Source organism: Burkholderia sp. AU19243, from assembly GCF_018148075.1.
Lineage (GTDB): Bacteria > Pseudomonadota > Gammaproteobacteria > Burkholderiales > Burkholderiaceae > Burkholderia > Burkholderia latens_A.
In genome coordinates this window covers 474,699-500,079 of the sequence record NZ_JAGSTV010000002.1, presented here as the reverse complement: position 1 = coordinate 500,079, position 25,381 = coordinate 474,699, and the positions used below count along the sequence as shown (strand labels likewise).

22 protein-coding genes are annotated in these 25,381 nt (G+C 68.1%); 10 read left to right on the top strand and 12 right to left on the bottom strand.

Annotation, left to right across the window (positions count from 1 at the left end; translation table 11 throughout):
- Window positions 1-23: 23 nt before the first annotated feature.
- Complete coding sequence (locus tag KDW55_RS05645; protein ID WP_212160013.1) at window positions 24-1,169, bottom strand: glycerophosphodiester phosphodiesterase; 1,146 nt, start codon at window positions 1,167-1,169, stop codon at window positions 24-26.
- A gap of 346 nt (window positions 1,170-1,515) precedes the next feature.
- Between KDW55_RS05645 and KDW55_RS05640 the strand changes: the two genes are divergently transcribed.
- Complete coding sequence (locus KDW55_RS05640) at window positions 1,516-2,580, top strand: phytoene/squalene synthase family protein (RefSeq protein ID WP_212160014.1); 1,065 nt, start codon at window positions 1,516-1,518, stop codon at window positions 2,578-2,580.
- A gap of 497 nt (window positions 2,581-3,077) precedes the next feature.
- Window positions 3,078-4,274: a porin gene (locus KDW55_RS05635; protein WP_059546788.1), complete on the top strand. Its 1,197-nt coding sequence runs from the start codon at window positions 3,078-3,080 to the stop codon at window positions 4,272-4,274.
- 120 nt (window positions 4,275-4,394) lie between these two features.
- Here KDW55_RS05635 and KDW55_RS05630 read toward each other — a convergent pair whose 3' ends face one another.
- The 3 genes from KDW55_RS05630 to KDW55_RS05620 form a co-directional block, all read right to left on the bottom strand.
- Window positions 4,395-4,820 (bottom strand): cupin domain-containing protein, encoded by a 426-nt coding sequence (locus KDW55_RS05630; RefSeq protein WP_040139710.1) that lies wholly within the window; start codon window positions 4,818-4,820, stop codon window positions 4,395-4,397.
- A 10-nt stretch (window positions 4,821-4,830) separates the two neighbouring features.
- On the bottom strand, window positions 4,831-5,268 hold the full coding sequence (locus tag KDW55_RS05625) for a carboxymuconolactone decarboxylase family protein (RefSeq protein WP_040139711.1): 438 nt from the start codon (window positions 5,266-5,268) through the stop codon (window positions 4,831-4,833).
- A gap of 94 nt (window positions 5,269-5,362) precedes the next feature.
- Window positions 5,363-6,844 carry a PLP-dependent aminotransferase family protein gene (locus KDW55_RS05620; RefSeq protein WP_069242911.1) on the bottom strand — a complete coding sequence of 494 codons (1,482 nt, stop codon included), beginning with the start codon at window positions 6,842-6,844 and terminating at the stop codon, window positions 5,363-5,365.
- A 287-nt stretch (window positions 6,845-7,131) separates the two neighbouring features.
- Between KDW55_RS05620 and KDW55_RS05615 the strand changes: the two genes are divergently transcribed.
- Both KDW55_RS05615 and KDW55_RS05610 read left to right on the top strand, forming a co-directional pair.
- Entirely contained in the window at window positions 7,132-8,049 is a 918-nt protein-coding gene (locus KDW55_RS05615) for a LysR family transcriptional regulator (protein ID WP_212148239.1), read from the top strand.
- Window positions 8,050-8,194: 145 nt separating this feature from the next.
- Complete coding sequence (locus KDW55_RS05610) at window positions 8,195-8,944, top strand: SDR family oxidoreductase (RefSeq protein WP_040139715.1); 750 nt, start codon at window positions 8,195-8,197, stop codon at window positions 8,942-8,944.
- 81 nt (window positions 8,945-9,025) lie between these two features.
- Here the strand turns inward: KDW55_RS05610 and KDW55_RS05605 are convergent, their stop codons facing one another.
- Both KDW55_RS05605 and KDW55_RS05600 read right to left on the bottom strand, forming a co-directional pair.
- Window positions 9,026-10,606, bottom strand: a complete 1,581-nt coding sequence (locus KDW55_RS05605) for a glycoside hydrolase family 32 protein (protein WP_249181312.1) — start codon at window positions 10,604-10,606, stop codon at window positions 9,026-9,028.
- Window positions 10,607-10,826: 220 nt separating this feature from the next.
- The gene (locus KDW55_RS05600) at window positions 10,827-12,407 is read right to left on the bottom strand and encodes a glycoside hydrolase family 68 protein (RefSeq protein WP_040139716.1); all 1,581 of its coding nucleotides are present in this window, start codon (window positions 12,405-12,407) and stop codon (window positions 10,827-10,829) included.
- A 171-nt stretch (window positions 12,408-12,578) separates the two neighbouring features.
- Here KDW55_RS05600 and KDW55_RS05595 point away from each other — a divergent pair, with 171 nt between their 5' ends.
- The 5 genes from KDW55_RS05595 to KDW55_RS05575 all read left to right on the top strand — a co-directional run bounded on the left by KDW55_RS05595 (window position 12,579) and on the right by KDW55_RS05575 (window position 17,780).
- Window positions 12,579-13,613: a substrate-binding domain-containing protein gene (locus KDW55_RS05595; RefSeq protein ID WP_040139717.1), complete on the top strand. Its 1,035-nt coding sequence runs from the start codon at window positions 12,579-12,581 to the stop codon at window positions 13,611-13,613.
- A gap of 400 nt (window positions 13,614-14,013) precedes the next feature.
- Entirely contained in the window at window positions 14,014-14,700 is a 687-nt protein-coding gene (locus KDW55_RS05590) for a type 1 glutamine amidotransferase domain-containing protein (protein ID WP_040139718.1), read from the top strand.
- A gap of 145 nt (window positions 14,701-14,845) precedes the next feature.
- Entirely contained in the window at window positions 14,846-15,955 is a 1,110-nt protein-coding gene (locus tag KDW55_RS05585) for an NADH:flavin oxidoreductase/NADH oxidase (RefSeq protein ID WP_069242913.1), read from the top strand.
- Between the two features lie 159 nt (window positions 15,956-16,114).
- On the top strand, window positions 16,115-17,185 hold the full coding sequence (locus tag KDW55_RS05580; protein ID WP_040139720.1) for an AI-2E family transporter: 1,071 nt from the start codon (window positions 16,115-16,117) through the stop codon (window positions 17,183-17,185).
- Between the two features lie 220 nt (window positions 17,186-17,405).
- The gene (locus KDW55_RS05575; RefSeq protein ID WP_040139721.1) at window positions 17,406-17,780 is read left to right on the top strand and encodes a hypothetical protein; all 375 of its coding nucleotides are present in this window, start codon (window positions 17,406-17,408) and stop codon (window positions 17,778-17,780) included.
- Window positions 17,781-17,819: 39 nt separating this feature from the next.
- Here KDW55_RS05575 and KDW55_RS05570 read toward each other — a convergent pair whose 3' ends face one another.
- Window positions 17,820-18,614 carry an SDR family NAD(P)-dependent oxidoreductase gene (locus tag KDW55_RS05570; RefSeq protein ID WP_040139722.1) on the bottom strand — a complete coding sequence of 265 codons (795 nt, stop codon included), beginning with the start codon at window positions 18,612-18,614 and terminating at the stop codon, window positions 17,820-17,822.
- Between the two features lie 159 nt (window positions 18,615-18,773).
- Between KDW55_RS05570 and KDW55_RS05565 the strand changes: the two genes are divergently transcribed.
- Window positions 18,774-19,622, top strand: coding sequence for an AraC family transcriptional regulator (locus tag KDW55_RS05565; protein WP_040141109.1), 849 nt, complete (start codon window positions 18,774-18,776; stop codon window positions 19,620-19,622).
- Between the two features lie 145 nt (window positions 19,623-19,767).
- On the opposite strand, the gene KDW55_RS05560 is transcribed toward KDW55_RS05565, so the two are convergent.
- The 5 genes from KDW55_RS05560 to KDW55_RS05540 form a co-directional block, all read right to left on the bottom strand.
- Window positions 19,768-20,364 carry a LysE family translocator gene (locus KDW55_RS05560; protein ID WP_212160015.1) on the bottom strand — a complete coding sequence of 199 codons (597 nt, stop codon included), beginning with the start codon at window positions 20,362-20,364 and terminating at the stop codon, window positions 19,768-19,770.
- Between the two features lie 94 nt (window positions 20,365-20,458).
- Entirely contained in the window at window positions 20,459-21,907 is a 1,449-nt protein-coding gene (locus KDW55_RS05555) for a heavy metal sensor histidine kinase (protein WP_059546797.1), read from the bottom strand.
- A complete protein-coding gene (locus KDW55_RS05550; protein WP_040139725.1) occupies window positions 21,904-22,599 on the bottom strand; it encodes a heavy metal response regulator transcription factor in 696 nt (231 codons plus the stop codon). The genes KDW55_RS05555 and KDW55_RS05550 overlap by 4 nt, the downstream gene beginning before the upstream one ends.
- Before the next feature lie 21 nt (window positions 22,600-22,620).
- Window positions 22,621-24,120, bottom strand: coding sequence for an efflux transporter outer membrane subunit (locus KDW55_RS05545; protein WP_212160119.1), 1,500 nt, complete (start codon window positions 24,118-24,120; stop codon window positions 22,621-22,623).
- 5 nt (window positions 24,121-24,125) lie between these two features.
- Window positions 24,126-25,358 (bottom strand): efflux RND transporter periplasmic adaptor subunit, encoded by a 1,233-nt coding sequence (locus KDW55_RS05540; RefSeq protein WP_069242917.1) that lies wholly within the window; start codon window positions 25,356-25,358, stop codon window positions 24,126-24,128.
- Window positions 25,359-25,381: the final 23 nt, after the last annotated feature.

Below are 25,381 nucleotides of genomic sequence, written 5' to 3'. Positions count from 1 at the left end.
CCGGCTGCCGCGCGTTCGGGGCGCTAGCGCTTGAACGTATCGACGGCCGTGCGGCCCACGGCCGGATCGTCGGTGAAGAAGCCGTCGATGCCCGCGCGCAGGTAAGCCTGGATCTCGCGCACCGAGCCGGCGGTATTGCGGGCGGCCGGCGTGCCGCCGTCCTTCAGCGATGCGGGCAGGAAGTTGTTCTCCGGCCGGAACGTATACGGATGCACGAGGAGTCCGGCTTCGTGCGCGTAGCGCACGTACGGCGTCGGCTGCTGCAGCGTGCCGTCCGCGGACACCGCGATGATTGACGTCTTGTACGGGCCGACGCCGTTTGCATAGGACGCAATCTCGCGCATTCCGTCACGCGTCGACAGGTCGCCATAGGTGCGCTTGTCGTTCGCCTTCACGAAGTCGTACGGCCGCTGGCCGGCTTCGTCCATCAACTGCACGAGCTTCCAGTTCGGCTGGCTCGACCGGATCCGGTTGCGAATCGTCTTCAGGTTCGCGACCTCGAACGACTGGATGTAGACCGTCGCCGTGCGCGCGGTGTATGGATCCTTCAGCAACGCGTCGACGAGACGGTCCTCGAGCGGCAGGCCGATCGACTGGAAATACGTCGGGTGCTTGGTTTCCGGATACAGATGGATCGTGCGGCCCGTTTGTTCGGACAACTGTTTCGCGAGCGCGACGATCTCGTCGAAAGTCGGGATCTCGAACCGATCGTTGTACGCGGTGTTCGCCGCGCGGATCTGCGGGATGCGCTCGCGTGCGCGCAGCGTCTTGAGCTCGGCCAGCGTGAAATCTTCGGTGAACCAGCCGGTCAGCTGCGTGCCGTCGATCGTTTTCGTCGCCTTGCGGCTCGCGAACTGCGGCAGCGTTGCGACGTCGGTCGTGCCCGAAATCTCGTTCTCGTGCCGCGCGACGAGCACGCCGTCGCGGGTCGCGACGAGGTCGGGCTCGATCACGTCGGCGCCGTCCTCGATCGCCTTGCGGTACGACGCGAGCGTGTGCTCGGGGCGCAGCGCGCTGGCGCCGCGATGGCCGACGACCTGGACCTTCGCGGCGATCGGCTGGGCGAGATCGGCGGCCGCGATGTCGTCGCCGCCGCAGGCGGCAAGCAGAACGGCGGCGGCACAGGCGAACGGAATGCAGCGCAGCGCGCTCGGACGCGAGAAGAACATGTCGATGAACCTTCGAACGGGGAGTGGGGGAAAGGGCGGGCGAGCCGCGCGGAGTCGAACGGGACGCGATCGTCGCATTCGATAATTACATATGTATTACTCGCGCCTTTCCGTTTCGTTCGGGCTGCGGCGGGTTGGGCGAGCGGCGAGCGCGGCGGTGCGCGAGCACGCTTCGGCCCGTCGCTGGGGAGCCGGCGCAGCGGATGCACTAAACTTGCGGGACTTTTGCGTCGCCGCACCGGCCGACACTCGGCCTGCGCACGGCGATGCGGCGACTCGCGGGCCGGCGCGGGCGCCCGGCGCGCGCGCGCGTCCGGGCCTCGCGCCGGCCGATTTTTACCGACCCATGACGACTCATACCGATTCCGCGTACCTGCTCGGCGACCTGCTGAAGAACGTTTCCCGCTCCTTTTACCTGACGCTGCGCGTGCTGCCCGACGGCATGCGCGATCCGGTCGGGCTCGCCTACCTGCTTGCGCGCGCGGCCGACACGATCGCGGACACGGCACTCGTCGCGCCCGATCGCCGCGCGGCGTTGCTGACCGCGCTGCGCGACGACGTCGAGCGGCTCGGCGACGGCGCGGCGCTGGCGCGCGCGCTCGAGGACGTCACGCGGATGCAGACGGACTCGCACGAGCACGTGCTGCTCGGGTCGATGGAGCCGATGCTCGCGCTGTTGCACGCGCAGCCGGAAGCGGATCGCGCATCGATCCGCAAAGTCGTCGCGACGCTCACGTCGGGAATGGAATTCGACCTGCGCACATTCCCCGACGAACAATCGGGGCTGGTCGCGTCGCTGCCGAACCGCGACATGCTCGATCGCTACACGTATCTGGTTGCCGGTTGCGTCGGCGAATTCTGGACCGACATGACCGCGGCGCACACGCGGGCCGCGCGCGGCTGGGATCTCGCCGGCATGCGCGACAAGGGCATCCGCTTCGGCAAGGCGCTGCAGATGACCAACATCCTGCGCGATTGCGCGAAGGATCTCCGGATCGGCCGCTGCTATCTGCCTGACGACGTGCTGGCCGCACACCGGGTCGGCGTCGCCGAGCTGATGTCGCCGGACGCGTCGGCGCGCGCACGCGGCGTGCTGGTCGATCTCCTGCGCATGGCGCTCGACCAGTATCGCGACGCGTGCCGTTACACGCTCGCGATTCCGCGCCGCTTCGTCCGGCTGCGGCTCGCGTGCCTGTGGCCGATCATGATCGGACTGGAAACGCTCGAACTGCTGGCCGGCCACGACGCATGGCTCGACCCCGCGCGGCCGGCAAAGGTGCCGCGCAAGCGGATCTATCGAATCATGGCGTCGTCGCTCGCGCTCGTCGGCTCGAACGTGGCGATCCGCGCGCGGATGGACGCGCTGATCGGCGCGGTGAATGCGCGGATCGCGCAACCGGCAGCGCACTGAAGCGCGGTGGCGAATCCGGCGCGCGACCCGGCGCCGGTTTCGCCCGTTCTCCTCCGGCTCGCGCTCGCGGGCCCGTTCCCGTCCGATTCCCGCCACAGGCGCTGAAACGTTTTCACGATTTCGTTTCCGGAAACGTGGGTGTCATGAATGTCGGCGATCCTGCGCGGCGGCGTGATCCGCGACACCGGTCGCGGTCGCGCATTTGCAAGAAGTCCCCGCCGGAGGCGTCTGACAACATCGGACGGTCGTGCCGCACCCGTAAAAATGTAAAGCTAGGGTTTTCACCGGGAAATGCCGGAGACGCCCGTCGCGTAAGCGTTTTCAGGTGTCATGTAACCGTTTGGTGAACCCTCGCGTTGCGTCGATCATACGATGACCGACTGCGCGTATTGGGAAACGGTTGGTAATCCGTCAGAATCGCTCCGGCATGTACTCGCACATGTGTCAGTCATAAAACCACACCAGAAAAGAAATCATTCTTTGAGGACGGAGAATCAATGAAAAAGCGCGTCGCTTTCGCCATGACGGCAGCGGGTCTCGCAGCCGCTACCGCCGCCCACGCCCAGAGCAGCGTGACGCTGTACGGCATCGTCGATAACGCCATCGCGTGGCAGAACAACTCGTCGGCAGTCGGCGCGACCACGGGCGGTCACTCGAAGGTGCAGATGGCCACCGGCATCTGGGCAGGCAGCCGCTTCGGCCTGAAGGGCAGCGAAGACCTCGGCGGCGGCACGAAGGCGATCTTCCAGCTGGAAGCCGGCTTCAACGCGAACAACGGTTCGTCGCAATGGGCGAACGGCATCTTCACGCGTCAGGCGTGGGTCGGCCTGACCAACCAGACGTACGGTACGCTGACGGCAGGCCGCCAGTACACCGCGTACTACACGCTGCTGTCGCCGTACAGCCCGACGACGTGGCTGACCGGTTACTACGGCGCGCACCCGGGCGATATCGACTCGCTGGACACCACCTACCGTGCGAACAACTCGCTCGTCTACATGTCGCCGAAGTTCTACGGCTTCACGGTCGGCGGCTCGTACTCGCTCGGCGGCGTTCCGGGCAGCTTCAACCGCGGCTCGACCTGGAGCGCGGCGATCCAGTACCTGAACGGCCCGGCAGGCATCGCGGTCGGCTTCCAGAAGGTCAACAACTCGACGCTCGGCGGCGGCGCGTGGGGCGACAACTCGACGGTCACGAGCGGCGGCCAGCCGGCGGTGACGTCGATCAACAGCGGCTACCAAACGGCGCAAACGCAGCAGCGCCTGGGTGTGACGGCCGGCTACCAGTTCACGCCGGCGTGGGACGTGTCCGTGTCGTACACGAACGTCCAGTACGTGCCGGGCATCGGTTCGGGCTTCCACAACACGGCGATCTTCAACACGGCAGGCGCCGTGCTGCACTGGAAGGCAGCCCCGCAGTGGGACTTCGCGGCAGGCTACTCGTACACGGCAGCGACGCAGTCGAACGGCATCTCGAGCGCGGCCAAGTACCACCAGGTCACGCTGTCGCAGTACTACAGCCTGTCGAAGCGCACGGGCTTGTACGCGGTTGAGGCTTACCAGCACGCTAGCGGCAACACGCTGAACAAGGCCGGCGGCATCCAGGCGGCAACGACGTCGATCGGCGACGGCGTCGGCGCAGGTTCGAAGCAGAACCAGATCGCGGCCGGCGTCGGCCTGATCCACCGCTTCTGATGTCGCGCGGCGCGCAAGCGCCGCTCATGGCATGCGGTATCCGCGAACCGGCCTTCGGGCCGGTTTTTTCATTGGCGCGTGCTTTGCGTCTCCGATGCGGCACGCGCCCCTGCAGCGGCCTTACCGATCGAGCGGCGATTTCAGCGGATCGTGTTCGCCGGTGAGCCCGAACACGACGAGCTGCGCGGGCTCGGTCGCACTGGCGTTGCGCGACACCTGATGGCGCGAGCCGGGCGGTTCGTACCAGCCTTCGCCGGCACGATAGCGCTGCACGGGGCCGTCGTTCACCTGCGACAGCACTTCACCCTTCGACACGACCGCAAACACCGAGCCGAGATGCCGGTGCGGCTCGGACGCCTGACCGGGCGCGTAGTCGACGGTCGCGACGACGGCGAGCTTGCCGGGCGCGTCGGGCACGGGCCGCCGCATGATCGCGTGAACGTTACCGCCGTCGTCGTGCGCATCGGCGGCGGCCGGCAGCGCAGTGCCGAGCGCGAGCGCCGCACACACCAGCGCGCGGCCGAGCGTGGGTCGGGAGCGCATCATCGTCGCCCCCTTACTCGGGCATCTTGCGGAACGCGACCGCCAGGCGGTTCCACGAGTTGATCGTCGCGATCAGCATCGACAGGTCGAACAGCTCTTCGTCGCTGAAATGCGGTTTCACGGCTTCCCACACGGCATCCGGCACGTGGTTGTCGGCGATAAGCGTCAGCGCTTCCGTCCATTCGAGCGCCGCGCGTTCGCGCTCGGTGAAGAACGGCGTTTCGCGCCACGTGACCACGGTCGCGAGACGGCGGTCCGTTTCGCCGCCCTTGCGCGCATCGGCGGTATGCATGTCGACGCAGAACGCGCAGCCGTTGATCTGCGACGCGCGCAGCCGTACGAGTTCGGCGAGCGGCTTTTCGATCGAACTCTTCGCGAGGAATTCCTCGGCGTTGCGCATCACCTTGATCGCGTTCGGGCTGGCGGCATAGAAGTTCAGGCGCGGTTGCATGGCAGGTCCTCTTTCGGTTGGTGCGCACGGTGGCGCGACAGAACCCACTTTAAGCATTCGACTGGACTGCCTGAATGGCCAATTTCAAGAAAAATCAGGTAACCAGTGACGAGCCGGTCGGATGCGCTGCATCGAGCAGCGCGGCCAGTTTCGCAAGCGCGGTGTCGATGCGCACCGTGTCGATCCCGCCATAGCCGAACAGCAGCCCCGCACGCGCTGTCGAGCCGACGTGAAACGCCGAGATCCCGTACAGCCCGATGTCGTGCGTGCGGGCCGTGCGGATCAACGCGGCTTCGTCGAGCCCCGGTTTCAGGTGCGCGGCGAGATGGATGCCGGCCGTCGGCGCGATCGTGTCGAACCACGGCGCGAGGCCGCCGCGCAAATGCGCGAGCAGCATCTTGCGGCGCGCGTCGTAGTGCTTCTGCACGCGCCGCAGGTGGCGTGCGAAATCGCCTTCGAGCATGAAACGCGCGAGCGCGGCCTGCGTCAGCGTGCAGGTGTGCCAGTCGACGAGCTGCTTCGCTTTCGCGAGCGCGCCGCGCAGCGCGCGCGGCGGTATCGCGTAGCCGATCCGCAGCTCCGGAAAGATCGTCTTCGAGAACGTGCCGACGTACGCGACGAGGCCCGTGCGGTCGAGGCTCTTCAGCGATTCCACCGGCCGGCCCTCGAAGCGGAATTCGCCGTCGTAGTCGTCTTCGATGATCACCGCGCGGCGGCGCTGCGCCCATTCGAGCAGGGCGATGCGCCGGTCCAGCGACATCGGCATCCCGAGCGGGAACTGATGAGACGGCGTCACGTAGACGAGGCGCGCTTCGTCGGGCAGCCGTTCGGTGACGATGCCGTGCGCATCCACCGGCACGCCGATCACCGTCGCGCCCAGCGACGCGAACGCCGCGCGTGCCGGCGGGTAGCCGGGATTTTCGACCGCGACGACGTCGCCCGGCCGCACGACCACGCGAGCGATCAGGTCGAGCGCCTGTTGCGCGCCTTGCGTAACGAGCACGTCGTCCCAGCCGCATGCGACCGCGCGGCTGAACGCGACGTAGCGTGCGATCGCGCCGCGCAGTTGCGGATCGCCGGCCGGGTCGTGGTACTGGCCGGGGCCGCGGGCCTGTTGGCGCAACGCGTGATGCAGGCAGCGGCGCCATGCGTCGAACGGGAACAGTGCCTTGTCGGTCACGCCGCCGCGGAAATCGAACGCGGGCGTGTGCTGCGGCGCGGGCATCGCGAGCGCGTCGGGCAGCTCGTTCCACAGCGCGCGTGCGTCGACCGCGTGGACGGCCGGCGTGTCGTCGACGAGCGAAGGCGCCGCCCGCTCCGCATGCGGCACGCGCGCAAGCCCGCCGGCGACGAACGTGCCGTCGCCCGCGCGCGTCGTCAGATAGCCTTCCGCGACGAGGCGCTCGAACGCGTCGAGCGTCGTCTTGCGCGACACGCCGAGCTGTTTCGCGAGATCGCGCGTAGACGGGAGCCGGGCGCCGCCTTCGAGCCGCCCGTCGACGATCGCCGTGCGCAGTTGCCGGAAGATCTGCCCGGTCAGGTCGTGACGGCCTTCGATTAGGATCGCGATGTCCATCGCAGTGGTTACCTCGGAATGCGGAATTTGACGGCGATCAGCATACCGGAACCGGGGGCGCGAACGACGGACCTCGCGCGCGGTGGCGTCCATCCAGCCAATGCGGCGCGCGCCGCGCCGCGGTTGGACGCCTGTTGGCGCCCTGCATCGATTCCGCAACACGGCGCATGTTCGGGATGCGGCCGGCTCGCGCGTCGCGCCGCTCGCTGCACGGCCGCGCCATTCGATTGGACCGCCGCCCGCCGCTGCCTTACGATCCACCCAACCGCCCGACCGGAGTGCCCCCGATGTTGTCCCAAGACGAACTCGCGCTGCTCGATGCGATCCGCGCCACCGGCAGCCTGTCGCGGGCCGCCGCGCGGCTCGGCAAGGCGCCGTCGACGGTGTCGCATGCGGCGCGGCAGCTCGAAGCGCGCTTCGATGCGCTGCTGTTCGACCGCCGCGGCTATCGGCTTCGACTGACGCCCGCGGGCCAGCTGCTGACCGACGAGGCGTCGCGCGTCGCGCTGGACGTCGCGCGGCTCGCGCAGCGCGTGCGGCAGGTTGCGAGCGGCTGGGAGGACCGGCTGTGGATCGTCAGCGACGAGGCGCTCGAGTTCGACACGCTGCTGCCGGTGATCCGCGCGTTCGACGCGCTCGATTCGGGCGTGTCGCTACGCTTTACGCACGAGGTGCTCGCCGGCACGTGGGAGGCGTTGCGCGACGGCCGTGCCGATCTGGTCGTCGGCGCGACCAACGAGCCTCCGGCAATTCCGGGCTTCAAGTGGTTCGAACTCGGTGCGATGGACTGGGTGTTCGCGGTTTCTCCGCGTCATCCGCTTGCGTCGGCGGCCGGCCCGCTGACCCGCGACGCGATCGGCGCGCATCGCGCAATCGTCGTCGCCGATTCGTCGCGGCTGGCTGTCGGGCGCGTATACGGGCTGCTTGGTGGCCAGCCGGTGCTCGCGGTGCCGTCGATGCGCGCGAAGATCCTCGCGCAGCGCGACGCGCTCGGCGTCGGCTGGGTGCCGCGCCGGCGCGTGGCGTCGCTGCTGACGCGCGGCGAGCTGGTCGAGAAGGAAACGGCCGATCCGCGCGAGCCGAATGTGCTGTACGTCGCGTGGCGCGGCGAGCGCGAGGGCCGTGCGCTGCAATGGTGGCTGGAGCAACTGCGCGAACCGCGGCTCGCGCAGCGGCTGCTCGACGGGATCGACGTGTCGGTCTGATCCGGCAGCACACGCGAGTGGCGGGCGGGTTCCGGTCAACACGTTCGAAGATTTCGAACGTGTCCGTCACCGCTGTCGTACGGCAAGGCGAAACGCGGCGCGCATCCTGTGTTCACGGTCAACTCACCGGTTCAAGGAGAACATCATGCAACGCTTCGAAGGAAAGACGGTACTGGTCACGGGCGGCAACAGCGGCATCGGCCTGGCGGCCGCACGGGCATTCGCGGCAGAGGGCGCGCGCGTCATCATCACCGGCCGCGACGAGCAGACGCTTGCCGCGGCGCGCGACACGCTGGGCGACGGCGCGCTCGCGATTCGCAACGAGGCCGGCAGCGTCGCGTCGGCGCGGGCGCTCGCGGATGCGATTGCGGCGTCCGGTGCGCGGCTCGACGCCGTGTTCGTCAACGCAGGCGTCGCGAAACTCGCGCCGTTCGAGGATAGCGACGAGGCGTTGTGGGATCTCGTGTTCAACACCAACGTGAAAGGCGCGTATTTCCAGATCCAGGCACTGGTGCCGCTGCTGAATCGCGGCGCGTCGATCGTGATCAACGGCTCGATCAACGCGCATATCGGGATGCCGGGCTCGTCCGTCTACGCGGCAAGCAAGGCGGCCGTCAATTCGTTCGCGAAGACGCTGTCGGCCGAGCTGCTGCCGCACGGCGTGCGCGTGAACGTGGTGAGCCCCGGGCCGGTGCAGACGCCGCTGTACGGCAAGCTCGGGTTCGACGCGGCGACGCTCGACGCAACCGCCGACAAGATCAAGGGCCTCGTGCCGATCGGCCGGTTCGGCACGCCGGACGAAATCGCGTCGACGGTGCTGCACCTGAGCGCGCCGGAGTCCGCGTTCATCGTCGGCGCGGAGATCATTGCGTCGGGCGGGATGGGCTTGCTCTGAGCGTGAAAGCGCGGATCCGGCGACGCGGCATCGGCCGACGCGATGTCGGGCGGTGCCGCGTCGCCGTGCGGCCGCTGCGCGCTAGCGCGAAGCACAGGCATCGCGGGCGTCGTCGGCACGATCGCCGCCGTGGAGTTGCGTCAACGTCAGCCCCGAGAACATTGCACTGCCGTGCTCCGCGAATACGGCGACGCGATCGGCGTCGCGTGGCGGAAAAACGAGGTCCGTCAGCACCGTGCGGCCGCCGTTCGCGAACACTTCGACCGAACCGCGATCGACGACGATTTCAAGCCGCAACCGCCCATCGTCGAGCGGCAGGTCGACGATGTGCTCGCTGCTGAACCGGCCGCTGAAATCCGTGGCCCCCGAACGTGAGCGGTCGAGCGTCAGCGTGCGTTTCGCCGTGTCGTATGCGATCCGCGTGCCGATCGCGCCGTCCGCCGAGCCGCGGACGATCAATCCGGCACGGGCCGCGCGCCGCGGTTCGAGCGTCACCGTGATGCGCTGCACGATACCGCGCGTCGCGGCCGGCAACACGCGCGTGGCCGAGTCGACGGTCAGATCGCCTGCGTGCACGGCGGGCTGCCGGTCGGCCCACGCATCGAATGCGGCGGCGGGCGTGACGACGAGCGTCGGTTCGCCGCCGATCGTTTTCAGCGCGAGTTCGCGCGGCAACGTCGCGGCGCCGCGCCACGGCGTGGTCGGCACGTGCGCCGCGTAATCCCAGTTGCTCATCCACGCGATCGCGACCGGGCGCGCGCCCGGTGCACCGGAGAACGTGCCGGCCGCATAGAAGTCGGCGCCATGATCGACCCAGCGGAACTGCGCGGGATCGGATCCGGCGGGTGCGACGCGGTCCGGGACGAACGTGCGGCCGTCGAAGTCCCCGACGAAGTACATCGCGCCGGACCCGCCCGCGATCGACCATGGATTGACGTTCACGATCATCACCCATTTGATGCGCCGCGGATCGTCGTCGACGGGCAGCGGCACGAGGTCGGGCATTTCCCACAGCGCGCCGGCGTGCGGCACGTCCGGCAGCGTGAAGTCGCTGAGGAACGACCAGTGGATCAGATCGTCGGAGCGGTAGAGCTTCACGACCTGCGCGTCGGCGACGACCGTCGTCATCAGCCAGTAGCGTCCGGGCGCGTACCACGACACCTTCGGGTCGCGGAACTGCTTCGATTCGGGATCGAGCGTGAGCACGGGGTTGTGCGCATACGGCTGCCACGTCGCGCCGTGGTCGAGACTGTACGCGAGCGATTGCGCCTGCGTGCCCGGTGCGTGGCCGGAACCGGCCGTGTAGACGCTCGTGTAAAGCGCGACGAGCGGCGTGCTGCCCGGCGCGCCGAGACCGGACGTGTTGCGCGTATCGGCGACGATCGAGCCGGAGAAAATTTCTTCCGTCGCGTTCGCGCGCATTGCGACCGGCTGCTCGCGCCAATGGACGAGATCGGTGCTGGTCGCGTGACCCCACGACATGTTGCCCCAGTCGTGGCCGGAGGGGTTGTACTGGTAGAACAGGTGATAGCGGCCGTGTTCGTAGACGAGGCCGTTCGGATCGTTCATCCAGTTGCGTTGCGGCGTGTAGTGCAGCGCGGGCCGCCATTGCGGCGTGGCGGCCGCGGGCGGCGCCGCGCATGCCGCGTGCGCAGTCTGCATGCCGGCGGCACACAGCAGCGCCAGTTTGGCGAGCCGGAATGAAAAGCGGAAAAACGTCGATGTCGTGCGCAAATCGTGCAGCTCCTCGCGCGAACGGAGCGACGCGCGGATGCAGCCGGAACCGGCGACATCCGCGCTCGCGAATCGAAAAAAAGCAGGCGCACACGCGACACGCGCGATGCGCACCTGCGCAACGGGCTGGACTATGCAGCCGCGATCGTTACGGCCGCGTGCCAGGGCCGCCGTCGTTGTGACCGGCGCCGGTTGCCGGCAGGTTCGACGGAATGTCGCCGTAGCCGCCGAGGCCGCCGCGGCCGTAGAAGCGGTCGACCGCCGTCGACGTGCCGTTGATGTTGACCTTCACCGTCGGCGCGAGCGTACCGCCGCGGCGCGGTCCGATCGCATCGATGAACGACTCGACGAGCCCGCCCGGCATCACGTAGTGCGAATACGACTGGAATTCGCGCGGGTTCTGGTTCGGATCCTGCGCATACGGCGCGCCGGCCGGCGCGGAGAAGTCGGTCGGATTGCCGAGCACGAGCCCGCTGCCGCCGTTCAGCGGCTGGAAGTCGCTGCGGATGCCGTTGCCGACGAAGCCGTAGACGCCGTCCGGCCCGTCGACGCCCGCGGCCATCGTCGTGCGGTGGCTGATCGTGAACAGGTAGTACTTGCCGTCCTTCAGATAGATCTGCGGCCGCTCGGTCTGGTCGTCGACGCAGTTCGCCGACAGGATCGGCGGCAGGAACTTCCATTCGGTCAGTTGCGGGTTGGTCGCGACGGCCAGGCCGACATTGGCCTTTTGATACACTGCGCCCGAGTTCATCACCGCGTTGAGGTCCTCCCTGGACGGATCGTTCGGCGCATAGCCGAGGTCGGCCTCGGTGCAGGTGCGCGCGCCGCGCTGGCCGCCGGTATTGCCTTCGAACACCATGTAGGTCTTGCCCGGATGTGCGGGATCGGTGAACACGAACGGATCGCGGAACGAGAAGTAGGTGTTCTGCTGACCCGTCTGGTAGTAATTGCCGTCCGGCTGCAGCAGCGCCTTGTGATCGTCGAAGCCGGTGAACCACACGTGCTTGTCGTCGGCGTGGATGTGTCCGTCGGCGCGCGTGATGATCGCCTGCGGCGGGGTGATGTCGGCGCCGCCGGGCGCGGAGCGGTTGAACGACGTCGCGGTGTAGTAGAGGCTCACGTTATCGCCGTGCGTGAGGCGCGCGGAACCCGACCATTCGGCGTTGTTGGTCATCGGCGACGTGCCGAACACCTTCACGCTCGCGCCGTCCGGGAACAGGTGGCCGCCCCAGGTCCAGCCGCCGTTTGCGGGCCGTTGCGACGCGGGCACGCCGGCACGGCGATAGAAGAAGCCGATGCGTGCATGAACGTGGCGATCGTCGAACGTGTAGCCCGCGTGCGGGTCGGCGGTCAGCGAGAAGATCACTTCCCAGCCTTTGTAGCTGAGCTGGTTCGCGCGGAGGTCGGCCAGCGGCCACGTATCCCACACCCAGACGTTCGGGTTGATCAGCGGGAAATCCTGCGGGATGTCCGGCATCGTCAGCGCTTGCGGCAGCGAGTTGCGGTCCGCGCCGGCGGTGTGCGACTGCGCGACGATCTGGCGAATGTCGGCGCGGGTCCAGCGCATCGTGAAGTTGCTTTCGGGATCGTAGGCCTGCTGCGTATGCGGCGTCGGCGCGGGAGCGCCGGCGGTCTGCGCGTGCGCGACCGACGCGAAGGCGACCATTGCGGTGCCGGCGAACAGCAAACGTTTGGCCGCAGTCGCGCGGCAAAAGGGGAAGTAAGTCATGTCGGCGTTGTCTTACGTTGACGGTGAATGGGAATGGCTGCGGCGGCATTGATGCCCAAACCGGTTTGGATGCTATTTCAAACCGGTTTGGACGTCAAAAGATAAATATTTGACGGTAATAACTGCCATCCAGGAAATAATTGCCGATTCGACGGTATTCGGCCGGATGGGATGCACAACGCGAGGAGCGACGTGAAGGTGAATCTGAAGGCGCTGTCGGACGCGCTCGGCCTGTCCCGCACGACAGTCAGCCGCGCGCTGAACGGCTATGACGACGTGAGCGAGGTGACGCGCGCGCGCGTGATGAAGGTGGCGCGCGAGCTCGGCTATGTCGCCGATCCGACCGCGCGCCGGCTCGCAACGGGGCGTGCCGATACGATCGGCATCATTTATCCGTTCGGCGCAGGCGATCTCGGCGATCCGCGCTTTGGCGAAGTCGTCGCGGGCATTACCGAGCGGCTCGCCGAACGCAATCTCGACTTCATCATCGCAGCGGCGCGGCCGAACGCCGAACTGGATACGTATCGGCGGCTCGTCGACGGCAAGCTGGTCGACGGGCTGATCGTTGCGCGCACGCTTGTCGACGATCCGCGGCTCGCGTACCTGCGGGCGAACGCGTTTCCGTACGTCGCGTATGGCCGCACGCAGACCGCCGAGCCGTATGCGTGGTTCGACTTCGACAACGAGGCGGGCGCGCGCGATGCGGTGCGGCGGCTGATCGGGTTCGGTCATCGACGGATCGCGATGATCAGTGCGCCGCTGTCGCTGAACTTCGCGATGCAGCGTCGCGCGGGCTATCTCGCGGCGCTGCGCGAAGCCGGCATCGCGCCCGATCCGGCGCTCCTCGTCGAATGCGCGTTCACGCGGGACGGCGGGCAGCAGGGCGCGCACGCGCTGCTCGCATTGGCGGAACGCCCGACCGCGCTGCTCGTCGACAACAACATCGCGGGCGGCGGCGCGTTTCGGGCGCTGCTCGACAGCGGCGTGCGGCCGGGAACGGACATGTCGCTGATCGTCTATGACGGCGTGCCGGCGGACGTCGCGCATCCGCATCGCGTAACGGCGGTCATGCAGCCAACCGGCCACGCGACGGGGCGTGCGTTGGCTGAACTGATGCTCGGGCTGCTCACGCAGGGCGTTCATGGCGAGCGGTTGGAGACGCCGGTAATCGAGGCGGGCGATACGGACGGGCCGCCGCACGGCTGACCGGGGCGGCGGCGGGGCGAGGCGCGCGCCCGCGAGCCGCTGCTTACGAGTCAGCCGCCTGCCAAAGCCATATTGGCCGCAGGGATGTTTCTAGACGACCGGTCTAATCCGAGGCTATCATCCGTTCTCGTGACGCGAGGCTGTTCCTGCAGCATGCAGTTGTGGCGCGACAATGCAGTGCATTGCCGCCGCCGATCGCATCCCGCCCTCGTTTTTTCTGGTCCGTTTCTAGACGACTGGTCTAATAGGCGGTTCAAATTTTTCGGCAGACGCGTCGCACGTTGTCGCATGCGCGCAGCCTAACCGGCAGGCGAGGCCGCCGTCGCGGCGGGCACGCCGGATGCGCTGCGCTGCCGCAGCGACGCGGCCCCGTTCTCCCATTTCGAAGGAGTGTCCGATCATGAAGATTCTGGTTGTTCTGACATCGCATGACACGCTCGGCGATACCGGCAAGAAAACCGGCTTCTGGCTCGAGGAACTGGCCGCGCCGTACTACGCGTTCAAGGATGCCGGAGTCGAACTCACGCTGGCGTCGCCGAAGGGCGGCCAGCCGCCGCTCGACCCGAAAAGCAGCGATCCGGCCGCGCAAACCGACGCGACGCGCCGCTTCGACGCGGATGCGGCTGCCAAGGCCGAGCTCGCCGCGACGCGCAAGCTGGCCGACGTGTCGATTGACGATTACGACGCGGTGTTCTACCCGGGCGGGCACGGCCCATTGTGGGATCTCGCCGAAGATCTGCACTCGATCGGCCTGATCGAGCGTGCGTTGACGGCCGGCAAGCCGGTCGCGACCGTGTGTCATGCGCCCGGCGTGCTGCGCCACGTGAAAGACCCGAAAACCGGCGAGTCGGTCGTGCGCGGCAAGCGCGTGACCGGCTTCACCAACAGCGAGGAAGCGGCCGTCGAGCTGACGGAAGTCGTACCGTTTCTCGTCGAGGACATGCTGAAGACCAACGGCGCGCAGTTCGAGCGCAGCGCCGACTGGGCGCCGCATGTCGTCACCGACGGGCTGCTGATCACGGGGCAGAACCCCGCATCGTCGGCGCCAGCGGCCGAGGCGCTGCTCGCGAAGCTCGGCCGCCCGTAAGCCGGCCGCGGCGCCGGCGCCGCCGGCGTCAGGCCGTTTCCGCCGCCGGGCTCGATTCACCCCGCGGCGGCCCGAATCGTTCCGTCGTGCGTACTGCGCGGCGGATCATCCAGTCGTTTCGCAGAACCAATCAAAGGAGTGGTGGATGTCTGCCCTGTTCGAACCGTTCAAACTCAAGGACGTTACGCTGCGCAACCGCATCGCGGTGCCGCCGATGTGCCAGTACGTCGCCGAAGACGGCGTCGTCAACGACTGGCATCACGTGCATCTGGCCGGCATCGCGCGCGGCGGTGCGGGCCTCGTGATCGCCGAGGCGACGGCCGTGTCGCCGGAAGGCCGCATCACGCCGGGCTGCGCCGGTCTGTGGACCGATGCGCAGGCCGACGCATTCGCGCCGTCCGTCGCGGCGATCAAGGCGGCCGGCGCGGTGCCCGGCATCCAGATCGCGCATGCGGGCCGCAAGGCGAGCGCGAACCGTCCGTGGGAAGGCGACGATCATATTCCTGAAGGGGATCCGCGCGGCTGGCAGACCATCGCCCCGTCGGCGATCCCGTTCGGCGCGCACCTGCCGAAGACGCCGCGCGCGATGACGCACGACGACATCGCCCGTGTTCAGGCCGACTTCGTCGCGTCGGCGAAGCGCGCCCGCGACCTCGGTTTCGAATGGCTCGAGCTGCACTTCGCGCACGGCTATCTCGGCCAGAGCTTCTTCTCGGTGCACTCGAACCGGCGCGACGACGAGTACGGCGGTTCGGCCGAGAACCGCGGCCGTTTCCTCGTGGACACGCTGAAGGCCGTTCGTCAGGTGTGGCCGGAGCACCTGCCGCTGACTGCGCGTCTCGGTGTGATCGAATACGACGGCCGCGATGAAGAGACGCTCGCCGAATCGATCGCGCTCACGCGACGGATGAAGGAGGAGGGGCTCGACATGCTCAGCGTGTCGGTCGGCTTCTCGACGCCCGATGCGCAGATTCCGTGGGGACCGGCGTTCCTCGCGCCGATCGCCGAGCGCGTGCGGCGCGAGGCCGGCCTGCCGGTGTCGTCCGCATGGGGAATCGACACGCCGCAACTCGCCAATCGCGTCGTGGCCGAACAGCAGCTCGACCTGGTGATGGTCGGCCGCGCGCATCTGGCCGACCCGCACTGGCCGTACTACGCGGCCAAGCAGCTCGGCGTCGAACGTCCGTCGTGGACGTTGCCTGCGCCGTACGCGCACTGGCTCGAGCGCTACCGCGTCGCCGACAAGGCGGCCTGAGCGCCGCTCGCGCCGCGCGACGCCGCCGCGTCGGCGGCGCGCATTTGACAATGCTTGGCATGCCGCGCGCATGCGATTGCGGGATCGATGGATAGAATGGCGGTTCGATCAGGCTTACAGCCTGCGCGAACCGTCATTTTTCAATTCGACAGAGGTGCCATGGGCGCACACGTCCCGCCGTCTTCCGATTCCGCCGCACGGCCGCGCGTTCAGCAGGTCGCCCGCGCCGTGCTGTACGCGGCGCTGCTGGTGCTCGCGCTGTGGGTGATCCGCGATTTTCTTCCGGCAATCGCATGGGCCTGCGTGATCGCGATCGCGCTGTGGCCGCTGCTGAAACGCTTCGAATCGGATCGCTGGTTCCGCAACCGGCCGACCCTGATCGCGACCGTGATCACCGCCGGCGTTTCGCTCCTCATCGTGCTGCCGGTCGCGATCGCGCTCGGGCAGGCGATCGCGCAGGCGCACGACCTGCGCATCTGGCTGCAGTCGATCCAGGACAACGGGATCGCGCTGCCCGACGTGATCAGCCGCCTGCCATACGGCGCCGCGCAGATCACCGAATGGTGGCAGGCCAATCTCGGTCATCCGCTGCACGCCGGCGCGGCGATGCATGGCGCGAGCGGCGAGAAGGTCATTGCGTTCGGTCGGCAGTTCGGATCGAAGCTCGCGCATGCGCTGTTCGAATTCGGCTTCATGCTGGTCACGCTGTTCGTGATCATGCGGGCCGGCCACAAGTTGTCCGGCGCATTGCAGCACGGTGTGCGGCGCGCGTTCGGCGCCGGCGGCGGCGAACTGATCGAGCGAATGGTTGCAGCCGTGTACGGCACTGTAACGGGGCTCGTCGTCGTCGGGATCGGCGAAGGCGCGATTCTCGGCGTCGCGTATGCGCTGGCCGGCGTGCCGCATGCGGCGCTGCTCGGCCTCGTCACCGCCGTCGCGGCGATGCTGCCGTTCTGCGCGCCGATCGTGTTTTGCGGCGCGGCACTCTGGCTGTTCGTGCAAGGCGCGACGATGTGGGCCGTGGTGGTGCTGACGGTTGGCGTCGTGGTCGTGTTCGTTGCCGAGCATTTCGTGCGGCCGGTGCTGATCGGCAGTTCGACCCGCTTGCCGTTTCTGCTCGTGCTGTTCGGCATCCTCGGCGGCGCCGAAACGTTCGGGCTGATCGGCCTGTTCGTGGGTCCCGCGCTGATGACCGTGTTGACGATGCTGTGGGCCGAATGGGTCGCATGACGATGCGCCCGGTCGCGCCGATTCTCCGCATCGGCTGGGCGGTGCGATCGCGTGCGCGGATCGCCGCGGCACCGCAACGGTTCGTGACGATTGCGCACGCACCGGCCCGCGGACTGCGGCACATCGGACACAAGTCTCTACATTTCTTTTCGATCCGGACCCAAAGGTCTAGTAGCATGGGGCTTTCGATCACGCCGTGGCGCAGCAGATTTCCCCAAGCATGCGATTGATTCCGATGTCCCGTCCCGCAGCCGCGCTGTCCGTGGCCGCCAGTTGCCTGATGCTGCATGGCTGCGCATGGTTCGACTCGTGGCTGCCGTTCTCGTATTCGCGCACGCCGCTGGCGAGGGCCGCGTCGAGGCACGGCGCGACGCGCGCCGACGTCGTCCGTGCGGGGGGCAACCCGCGCAGCGTCTGGATGGTGCGCAACGGCAGCGGCGTCTGCTACAACTACTTTATCGAGCACGGCAACGATCACCGTGCTTTCTTCGTCGTATTCGACAACGCCGGCGCCGTCACGCAACACGGCTTCGATACGTGCATGGACGCAGACCGCAAGGGCGCGCTTCAGTCGCGCAAGAGCGCGTCGCGATAGCACGGCGGCAACGCGCTGCGCTAGCGTGTCATGTTGCCGTCACGCGATCGTGTCGACCACGCCGCCGTCCACCCGCAACGCCGCGCCCGTCGTTGCGGATGCCTGCGGCGAGCATACGTACACGACCAGGTTCGCAACTTCCTCCGTCGTCGCCGGCCGCCGGATGATCGAGCTCGAACGCTCGCTGCGCACGAACTCCACCGCGATGTCGTCGATGCTACGGCCCGTTTCGTCGGCCTGCGCCTTCAGCATCTCGCGCACGCCTTCCGACATCGTCGGCCCCGGCAACACCGAATTGACCGTCACGTTCGTGCCGGCCGCGAGCTTTGCGAGGCCGCGCGCGATCGACAGCTGCGCGGTTTTCGTGAAGCCATAGTGAATCATGTCGACCGGGATGTTCAGGCCCGATTCGGATGAAATGAACACGATGCGCCCCGTATTGCGCGCGAGCATGCCCTTCAGGTAATGCCGCGCGAGCCGCACGCCGGACATCACGTTCATCTGGAAGTAATGCTCCCACTCGGCGTCGTCGATGTCGAAGAACGCCTTCAGCCCGTAGATGCCCGCATTGTTGACGAGGATGTCCGCGTCCGGCGTGTGCTGCGCGATGCGTGCGGCGCCGGCGGCATCGGACAGGTCGGCGGCGACGCCGTCGACGTCCGCGTCGGGCACCGCGGCGCGCAGCTGTGCGCGTGCGGACTCGACCGATTTGTCGCTGCGTCCGTTCACGACGACGCGTGCGCCCGCGCGCGCGAGCCCTTCTGCGATTGCCAGCCCGATGCCGGCGGTGGAAGCGGTGACGACCGCGGTCTTGCCTTTCAGATCGATGTGCATGAGCGTACCGGTTGAAGAGGGAACGAAACCCGCCGCGCGTGCCGCGGGGCCGGAATTCGAAGCTTAGGCGATTCGGCGGCGAATTGTCGGCTCGCGGTTGCATCGCGCCGCGCGCTCTTGTACGGTGTGCGTTCGCCGTCCGATCCGGGAGTCCGTCGCGTGAGCCGTTCCGCCCATACCGTTACCGTGCCGTCGCCGTTCTGGCGGGACGCCGCGTTGCCGTTCATCGAGGCGCGCACCGTCGACGACGGGCGCGCGATCTGCTACGCGAAGCACACGCACGACACGTTTTCGGTCGGCGCGATCGTCGGCGGCACGAGCACCTATCTGAACGGCGCGACGAAGGAACACGTCGGGCGCGGCGTGCTCGTGATCATCGATCCGGAGCAGGTGCATGCGTGCAATCCGTATGGCCCGGACGCGTGGGCGTACCGAATGGTCTACGTGGACGTGCCGTGGCTCGCACGGCTTCAGCATTCGCTGGGACACGACCCGAATCGCGATTTTCACGGGTTTTCGCCGAAGTTGACGGAGCGCCGCGATCTGTTCGCGCAGTTCGGCCGTTTTTACCGTACGCTCGTCGCGCCGGGCATCGATCCGCTCGGCAAGGAAAGCGCGGCCGTTGAATTCTTCACGCAGCTGCACGGCGCGCTCGACCGCACGTTGCCGAACGACGCGCGCCGCGGAACCGACAACGCGAAGCTCGCGCGCGCGGCCGACTACATTGCGTCGCATTGCCGCGACGCCGTCACGCTGGATGCGATCTGCGCGGCGGCCGACCTGTCGCCGTCGTACCTGATCCGGGCGTTCAACGCACGTTACGGGATGACGCCGCATGCTTTCCTGATCGATCGGCGCGTGCAATACGGCCGCGCCGAATTGCGCCGCGGCCGGCCGATCGCCGACGTCGCGCTCGATGCGGGCTTCGCGGACCAGGCGCACTTCCAGCGCGCGTTCCGGCGCATCGCGGCCGCGACGCCGGGGCAGTATCGAAGCGCGGCAAACTGAGCGGCGGAAACGGCGGGCCGATGCGGCATGCAGATCGCACACCGCAGACCGCATGCGCCACGTCGGGCGACGCGTTACATCGTCATTCGCCGGCGGCACCTGCGCAACTGTGCAACCTGCGACAACGACATCCGCCGCGACGATCCTAAACGTCGAGCAGATAAAGTGCGCTGCCTGCCAGCAGCAACGCCATCGCGCGGTTGAACAAGCGCATGCGCCGCGCATTGGCGAGCCGATGCCGCAGCGACGCTCCCGCATACGCCCAGCACGCGATCGACGCGAAACAGATCACCAGGTACAGCGCCGCGAACTGCCACACCTGCGCGCGATCGCCGTCGGCCGCATACGCGCCCATCGCGGCCACGCACGCGAGCCACGCTTTCGGATTCAGCCATTGCATCGCCGCGCCGGCCGCCGCTGACGGGCCGGCCGTATTCCGCGCGTCGTCATCGGTGGGCAACCGGCCGTCATCGAGCGCGAGCCGCAGCGCAAGGTACAGCAGGAACGCGATCCCGGACCACTGGATCGCGGTGGTTAGCATCGGCCAGCGCGCGAGCACCGCGTGCAGCCCGAGGCCGATCAGCAGAAACAGCGCGACGAAGCCGAGCGTCGCGCCGGCCGCATACCGCAGGCTCGTGCCCAGACCGTGCCGCGCGCCCGCGCTGAGCGCGACGATGTTGACGGGACCGGGCGTGATCGACGACGCCAGCGCGAACGCGGCCATCGAAACCAGCATGCTCATCAAATGCCTCCATGCGATAGTCAAAGTCGCATCGAGACTAAAGAAGCCGAGCGCGCCGGTATTGAAGAAAACTGCCCTCGGCGCGCCGCCGCCGTCAATGCAATGCGCGCGGCGCGGGCGCCGGGCGCAGCGGTTGCGGATCGTCGGCGTCGTTCGTGCGCAGCGGGCCGCCGCCGCCCGGTTGTGTCGACACCGAGAAACCAAACGTATTGATCCCGCCCGAGCATGCGACGAACACGCTGCCGCCATGCATTTCCGCGACGGCCTTGACGATCGACAGCCCGAGCCCGTGATTCTCCTTGCTGTTCGCGCGCGCCTCTTCGAGGCGGTAGAAGCGCTCGAACACGTGCGAGCGTTGCACGGGGTCGATCGGCTCGCCCGGATTCGCGACCGACACGTCGACGAGCGAGTCGTGCCGCGTGATCGTCACGGTCAGCGTCGAGCCGGGCGCCGAATGCTGGATCGCGTTGATCAGCAGGTTCGTCATCGCGCGGCGGAACAGCGAAGGATCGACGGCCGCACGAGCGTCGCCATGCAGTTCGGCACGCAGTTGCGCCTCGTCGAGCGGGATCTCGAGGAAATCGAGCATGCGCCGCACTTCGTCGGCGAGCGACACTTGCTTCAGATCGGTCGCGCGTTCGCCGCGATCGCTGCGCGACAGAAACAGCATGTCATTGATGATCACGCGCAGCCGTTCGAATTCCTCGAGGTTCGACTGCAGCGTCTGGCGCATCCGGTCGACCGAGCGGTCGCGGCTCGTCAGCGCGACCTGGGTCTGGCCGATCAGGATGCTGATCGGCGTGCGCAACTCGTGCGCGACGTCGGCATTGAACGCCTCGAGCCGCGCATAGGTCTGCTGGATGCGCTCGAGCGCACCGTTGAACGACGCCGCGAGATCGCGCAGCTCGGTCGGCAGCGCGTCGGTGTGCAGCCGCTGGCGGCGATTGGTCGCGCTGATCGCCGCGGCATCCTGCGACAGCCGCTCGAGCGGCGCGAGCCCGAAGCGGGCAACCGCGCGGCTCAGCAGCAGCGTGAGCACGGTCGCCGTCGCAATCAGCGCCGCGAGCGTCCACGCGAAACGGCGCAGCATCCGCTGCGTGCGCTCGCACGACGACGCAACGATCAGCTTCACGTCCGGACGCTCGCCGCTGCCTGCGATCGCGACGGTCTTCGTCATCACGTCGTAGCTGCTGTTGTTGAGCGCGTACTGCTGGAACGCACCGAAAGGTCGGCCGACGGGCACGCCGTCGACCGGATGACCGTAGCGGAAATCGGCGTCGGGGCTGTCGACGTGGTAGCGCGTCGACCCGTCGGGCGGTTCGAGGTCGGCAAGCTTTTCCTGCATCAGCCGGCCGCGCACGGCCGTCGTCGCGTGCGACACGATCATCTGCGCGACCTTCGCACGCGTGTCGATCGTTGCGCGCAGCTCGGCGAGCAACTGGCGCTCCATCATCACGAACAGCCCGCAGCCGACCAGCGTGAACACGAGCAGCGACACGATGCCGAACATCGCCGACAGGCGCAGGGTGATCGAGCGTTTCATGCGTGCCGCTCCGCGTCGCCTTCGTCGCGCGCCTCCAGCACGTAGCCCATCCCGCGGATCGTGTGCAGCAGCTTCTCCGCGAACGGGCCGTCGAGCTTCGCGCGCAGGCGCTTGATCGCGGTTTCGACGACGTTCGCGTTGCTGTCGAAGTTCACGTCCCACACGAGTTCGGCGATCGTCGTCTTCGACAGCACTTCGCCGCTGCGCCGCGCGAGCACGCCGAGCAGCTGGAATTCCTGTGCGGTCAGATCGAGGCGCGTGCCGTCGCGGGTCGCGCGGCGGCCGATCAGGTCGACGCGCAGGTCGCCGATCGAGATCAGCGTCGATTCCTGCACGCGTGCACGGCGGGTCAGCGCGCGCAGCCGCTCGATCAGTTCGAGAAACGAGAACGGCTTGGTCAGATAATCGTCGGCGCCGCCGCGCAACCCGCGCACGCGATCGTCGACGCGGTCGCGCGCGGTCAGCATGATCACCGGCGTCTGCTTCTGTGCGCGCAACGCGCGCAGCACGCCGAAGCCGTCGAGCTTCGGCAGCATCACGTCGAGCACGACGACGTCGTAATCGAATTCGACGGCCTTCCATGCGCCGTCCTCGCCGTCGAGCGCGGTATCGACGACCCAGCCTTCCTCGGTCAGGCCGCTCTTCAGGTATTCGACGACTTTCGGTTCGTCTTCGACGATCAGGACTTTCATGGGCGTATTTGCGTAACCGGGTTAGGGGCCGACGCTCGCGGCGGGCTGCGGGCCGGCCGCCGCGACGTCGGTCGATGCGGCGGCGCCGTCCCAGCCGCCGCCGAGCGCCTTCGCGAGAAACACGACGAGCGCCGCGCGCTGGCCCTGGATCTGCACGGCCTGGCGTTCGCTCGTCAGCAACTGCTGCTGGGCCGTCAGCACGTCGATGAACGGCGTCAGGCCGCCGGCGTAGCGGTCCTGCGCGAGCGAGACCAGCTTGCGCGCGTCGTCGACGGCCGCCGATGCCTGTTGCGCCGCCTGCGCGAGCACCGACAGCCCCGTCACCGCATTCTGCACCTCCTGGAACGCGGTGAGCACCGTCTGCCGGTAACCGGCCTGCGCGGCCACGTAGCCGGCCTGCGCGAAGTCGACGCCGGCCTTCAGCTTGCCGCCCTGAAACAGCGGCTGGCTTACCGACGCGCCGACCGACCACAGCAGCGCCGGCACGGTGAACAGCGCGGAGAAGCGCGTCGCATCCCAGCCGATGTCCGGCGACAGTGCGATGCGCGGGAAATACGCGGCGCGCGCGACGCCGATCTGCGCATTCGCAGCGGCCATCGCGCGCTCGGCCGACGCGACATCGGGCCGCCGCTGCAGCAGGTCGCTCGGCATGCCGGTCGGCAGCGCCGGCGCGTTGATCGGCACGACGCGCGGCGGCAGCGAGAATGCGGGGGCCGGCGTGCCGACCAGCGTCGCGATCGCCGTTTCGACCTGTGCGCGCTGCTGAATCAGCAACTGCGCCTGCGTGCGCGTCGCATCGAGCTGTGCGCGTTGCTGTAGCAGGTCGAGGCCGGACACGGCGCCGAGATCGTGGCGCGCGCTCACGTAGTCGAGCGCCTTCTGCTGCAGGTCGATCGAACGCCTGACGACGTCGATCTCGGCGTCGAGCTCGCGCAACGCGAAATAGCTCGATGCGAGGTCGGCCGTCAGCACCAGGCGTGCGTTCGCAAAATCGTCGCGCGCCTGCTCGGAGCTGGCCTGCGCGGCTTCGAGGTTGCGCCGCACGCGGCCGAACAGGTCGAGCTCGTAGCTGACGCTCGCGCCGACCTGGATCTCGTTCTGCACGGTCGACATGCTCTTCGTCGCGTAGTTGGTTTGCGGCCGGTCGCCGGAGATCTTGAAGCGCTGGCCGCTCGCGTTCAGCCCGACGGCCGGATATTGCGCGGACGCAACCGACGCGAGTGTCGCCTTTGCCTGGTCGTAGCGCGCGGCGACGGCCCTCAGGTTCTGGTTGTTGCGCAGCGCGTCGGCTTCGAGCGCATCGAGCTGTGCGTCGCCGAATGCGGTCCACCAGGCCGGGTCGAGCGGCGCGCGGGCCGGCGCGGCCGGGTGCCAGTACGCGTCGGCCGGATCGAGCCGCCACGTGGCCGGCGTGTCGACGGCGGGGCGCCGGTAGTCGGGGCCGACCATGCAGCCGGCCAGCGCCGCGGCCGCGCCGAGCGCGACGGCGCCGATCGCGGCGGAGCGCAGGCGGGCGCGCATCGCGCTCACGACTTCGCTCCGGCAACCGCGGACGCCGGTTTTGCCGGCGGCGCGGCCTGCACGACGACCGTGTCGCCGTTCGCAAGCGCGTCGCCCGGGTTTTCGACGAGGCGGTCGTTCGGCGTCAGCGGGCCGTCGACTTCGAGCGTCTGCCCGATCGTTCGCACGACGGTCACGGCTTTCAGATGCACGCGGCCGTTCGCGTCGACGGTCGCGACCGTCGGCCCTTCGCCGCGGAACAGCAACGTATTGGCCGGAATCTGCAGGCGGCCGACCGGCGTCATCGGCAGCGTCGCCTGCACGTACGCGCCGGGCAGCAGCCGTCCGTCCGGGTTCGGCAGCGTGATCTCGATCTGCAGCGAACGGGTCGCGACGTCGATCGCCTGCGACGTGCGGGTAATCGTGCCGTCGAAGGTCTGACCGGGCAGCTCGGCCTGCGCGACGCTCACGTGCTGGCCGACCTTGATCTGCTGCGCATAGGCCTGCGGCACCTGCACGTAAAGGCGCAGCCGGTCGGCCTGCACGACCGTGAACAGCGAGCGGCCCGCGTTGCCGGAACTGACGAGATCGCCGACGTCGACGTTGCGCTGCGTGACGATCCCGTCGATCGGCGCGACGATGCGCTGGAAGCCCTTCAGCTCGGTGAGCCGGCGCATGTTCGCGTCGGCCGCCGCGAGCGTCGCCGTGCCCTGGTTGAACGCGCCTTGCCGGTCGTCGAACTCCTGCTGCGACACCGCATCGCGCTGGCGCAACTGCTGCGCTCGCTCGAACGACGTCTTCGCGAGCGCGAGCGCGGCCTGCGCCTGCTGGCGCTGCGCGGTGGCCTGCGCGAGTTCCTGGTTCAGCTCGGGCGTATCGAGCTCGGCGAGCACCTGCCCCTGTTTCACGTGCGCGCCGATGTCGGCCTGCCAGCGCAGTACGTAGCCGCTGGCACGCGCATAAATCGGCGCCTCGACGAAGCCGCGCAGCGTGCCGGGCAGCGTCAGCTTGCCGCCGGTTGCCGCATCGACCGGATGCGCGACGCTCACGTACTGGCGCGTGTTCTGCTCGGCGACCGCGTCGAGGTGATGGCGGTTGAGCACGTTGACGACGATCGTGCGCGCCGCGCCGGCGGCCAGCAGCACGCCGATCACGATCAGGACGAGCCGCCCGCGCCGCGACACCGACGTGCGCGTCGGCAGGTGCATGCCGTGTTCGTTCACCTGGATGCCGACGGAGCTGTGATGTTTCTCTTCCATGAATTCAACCAATTCAACCGGGT

Coding starts and splice junctions, on each gene's coding strand:
- KDW55_RS05575 (WP_040139721.1), top strand. CDS start 17,406: ATGCGATTGATTCCGATGTCCCGTCCCGCAGCCGCGCTGTCCGTGGCC.
- KDW55_RS05570 (WP_040139722.1), bottom strand. CDS start 18,614: ATGCACATCGATCTGAAAGGCAAGACCGCGGTCGTCACCGCTTCCACC.
- KDW55_RS05550 (WP_040139725.1), bottom strand. CDS start 22,599: ATGAAAGTCCTGATCGTCGAAGACGAACCGAAAGTCGTCGAATACCTG.
- KDW55_RS05580 (WP_040139720.1), top strand. CDS start 16,115: ATGGGCGCACACGTCCCGCCGTCTTCCGATTCCGCCGCACGGCCGCGC.
- KDW55_RS05585 (WP_069242913.1), top strand. CDS start 14,846: ATGTCTGCCCTGTTCGAACCGTTCAAACTCAAGGACGTTACGCTGCGC.
- KDW55_RS05630 (WP_040139710.1), bottom strand. CDS start 4,820: ATGATGCGCTCCCGACCCACGCTCGGCCGCGCGCTGGTGTGTGCGGCG.
- KDW55_RS05640 (WP_212160014.1), top strand. CDS start 1,516: ATGACGACTCATACCGATTCCGCGTACCTGCTCGGCGACCTGCTGAAG.
- KDW55_RS05545 (WP_212160119.1), bottom strand. CDS start 24,120: ATGCGCGCCCGCCTGCGCTCCGCCGCGATCGGCGCCGTCGCGCTCGGC.
- KDW55_RS05600 (WP_040139716.1), bottom strand. CDS start 12,407: ATGACTTACTTCCCCTTTTGCCGCGCGACTGCGGCCAAACGTTTGCTG.
- KDW55_RS05560 (WP_212160015.1), bottom strand. CDS start 20,364: ATGAGCATGCTGGTTTCGATGGCCGCGTTCGCGCTGGCGTCGTCGATC.
- KDW55_RS05610 (WP_040139715.1), top strand. CDS start 8,195: ATGCAACGCTTCGAAGGAAAGACGGTACTGGTCACGGGCGGCAACAGC.
- KDW55_RS05625 (WP_040139711.1), bottom strand. CDS start 5,268: ATGCAACCGCGCCTGAACTTCTATGCCGCCAGCCCGAACGCGATCAAG.
- KDW55_RS05620 (WP_069242911.1), bottom strand. CDS start 6,844: ATGGACATCGCGATCCTAATCGAAGGCCGTCACGACCTGACCGGGCAG.
- KDW55_RS05635 (WP_059546788.1), top strand. CDS start 3,078: ATGAAAAAGCGCGTCGCTTTCGCCATGACGGCAGCGGGTCTCGCAGCC.
- KDW55_RS05590 (WP_040139718.1), top strand. CDS start 14,014: ATGAAGATTCTGGTTGTTCTGACATCGCATGACACGCTCGGCGATACC.
- KDW55_RS05595 (WP_040139717.1), top strand. CDS start 12,579: ATGCACAACGCGAGGAGCGACGTGAAGGTGAATCTGAAGGCGCTGTCG.
- KDW55_RS05540 (WP_069242917.1), bottom strand. CDS start 25,358: ATGGAAGAGAAACATCACAGCTCCGTCGGCATCCAGGTGAACGAACAC.
- KDW55_RS05645 (WP_212160013.1), bottom strand. CDS start 1,169: ATGTTCTTCTCGCGTCCGAGCGCGCTGCGCTGCATTCCGTTCGCCTGT.
- KDW55_RS05555 (WP_059546797.1), bottom strand. CDS start 21,907: ATGAAACGCTCGATCACCCTGCGCCTGTCGGCGATGTTCGGCATCGTG.
- KDW55_RS05615 (WP_212148239.1), top strand. CDS start 7,132: ATGTTGTCCCAAGACGAACTCGCGCTGCTCGATGCGATCCGCGCCACC.
- KDW55_RS05605 (WP_249181312.1), bottom strand. CDS start 10,606: ATGCAGACTGCGCACGCGGCATGCGCGGCGCCGCCCGCGGCCGCCACG.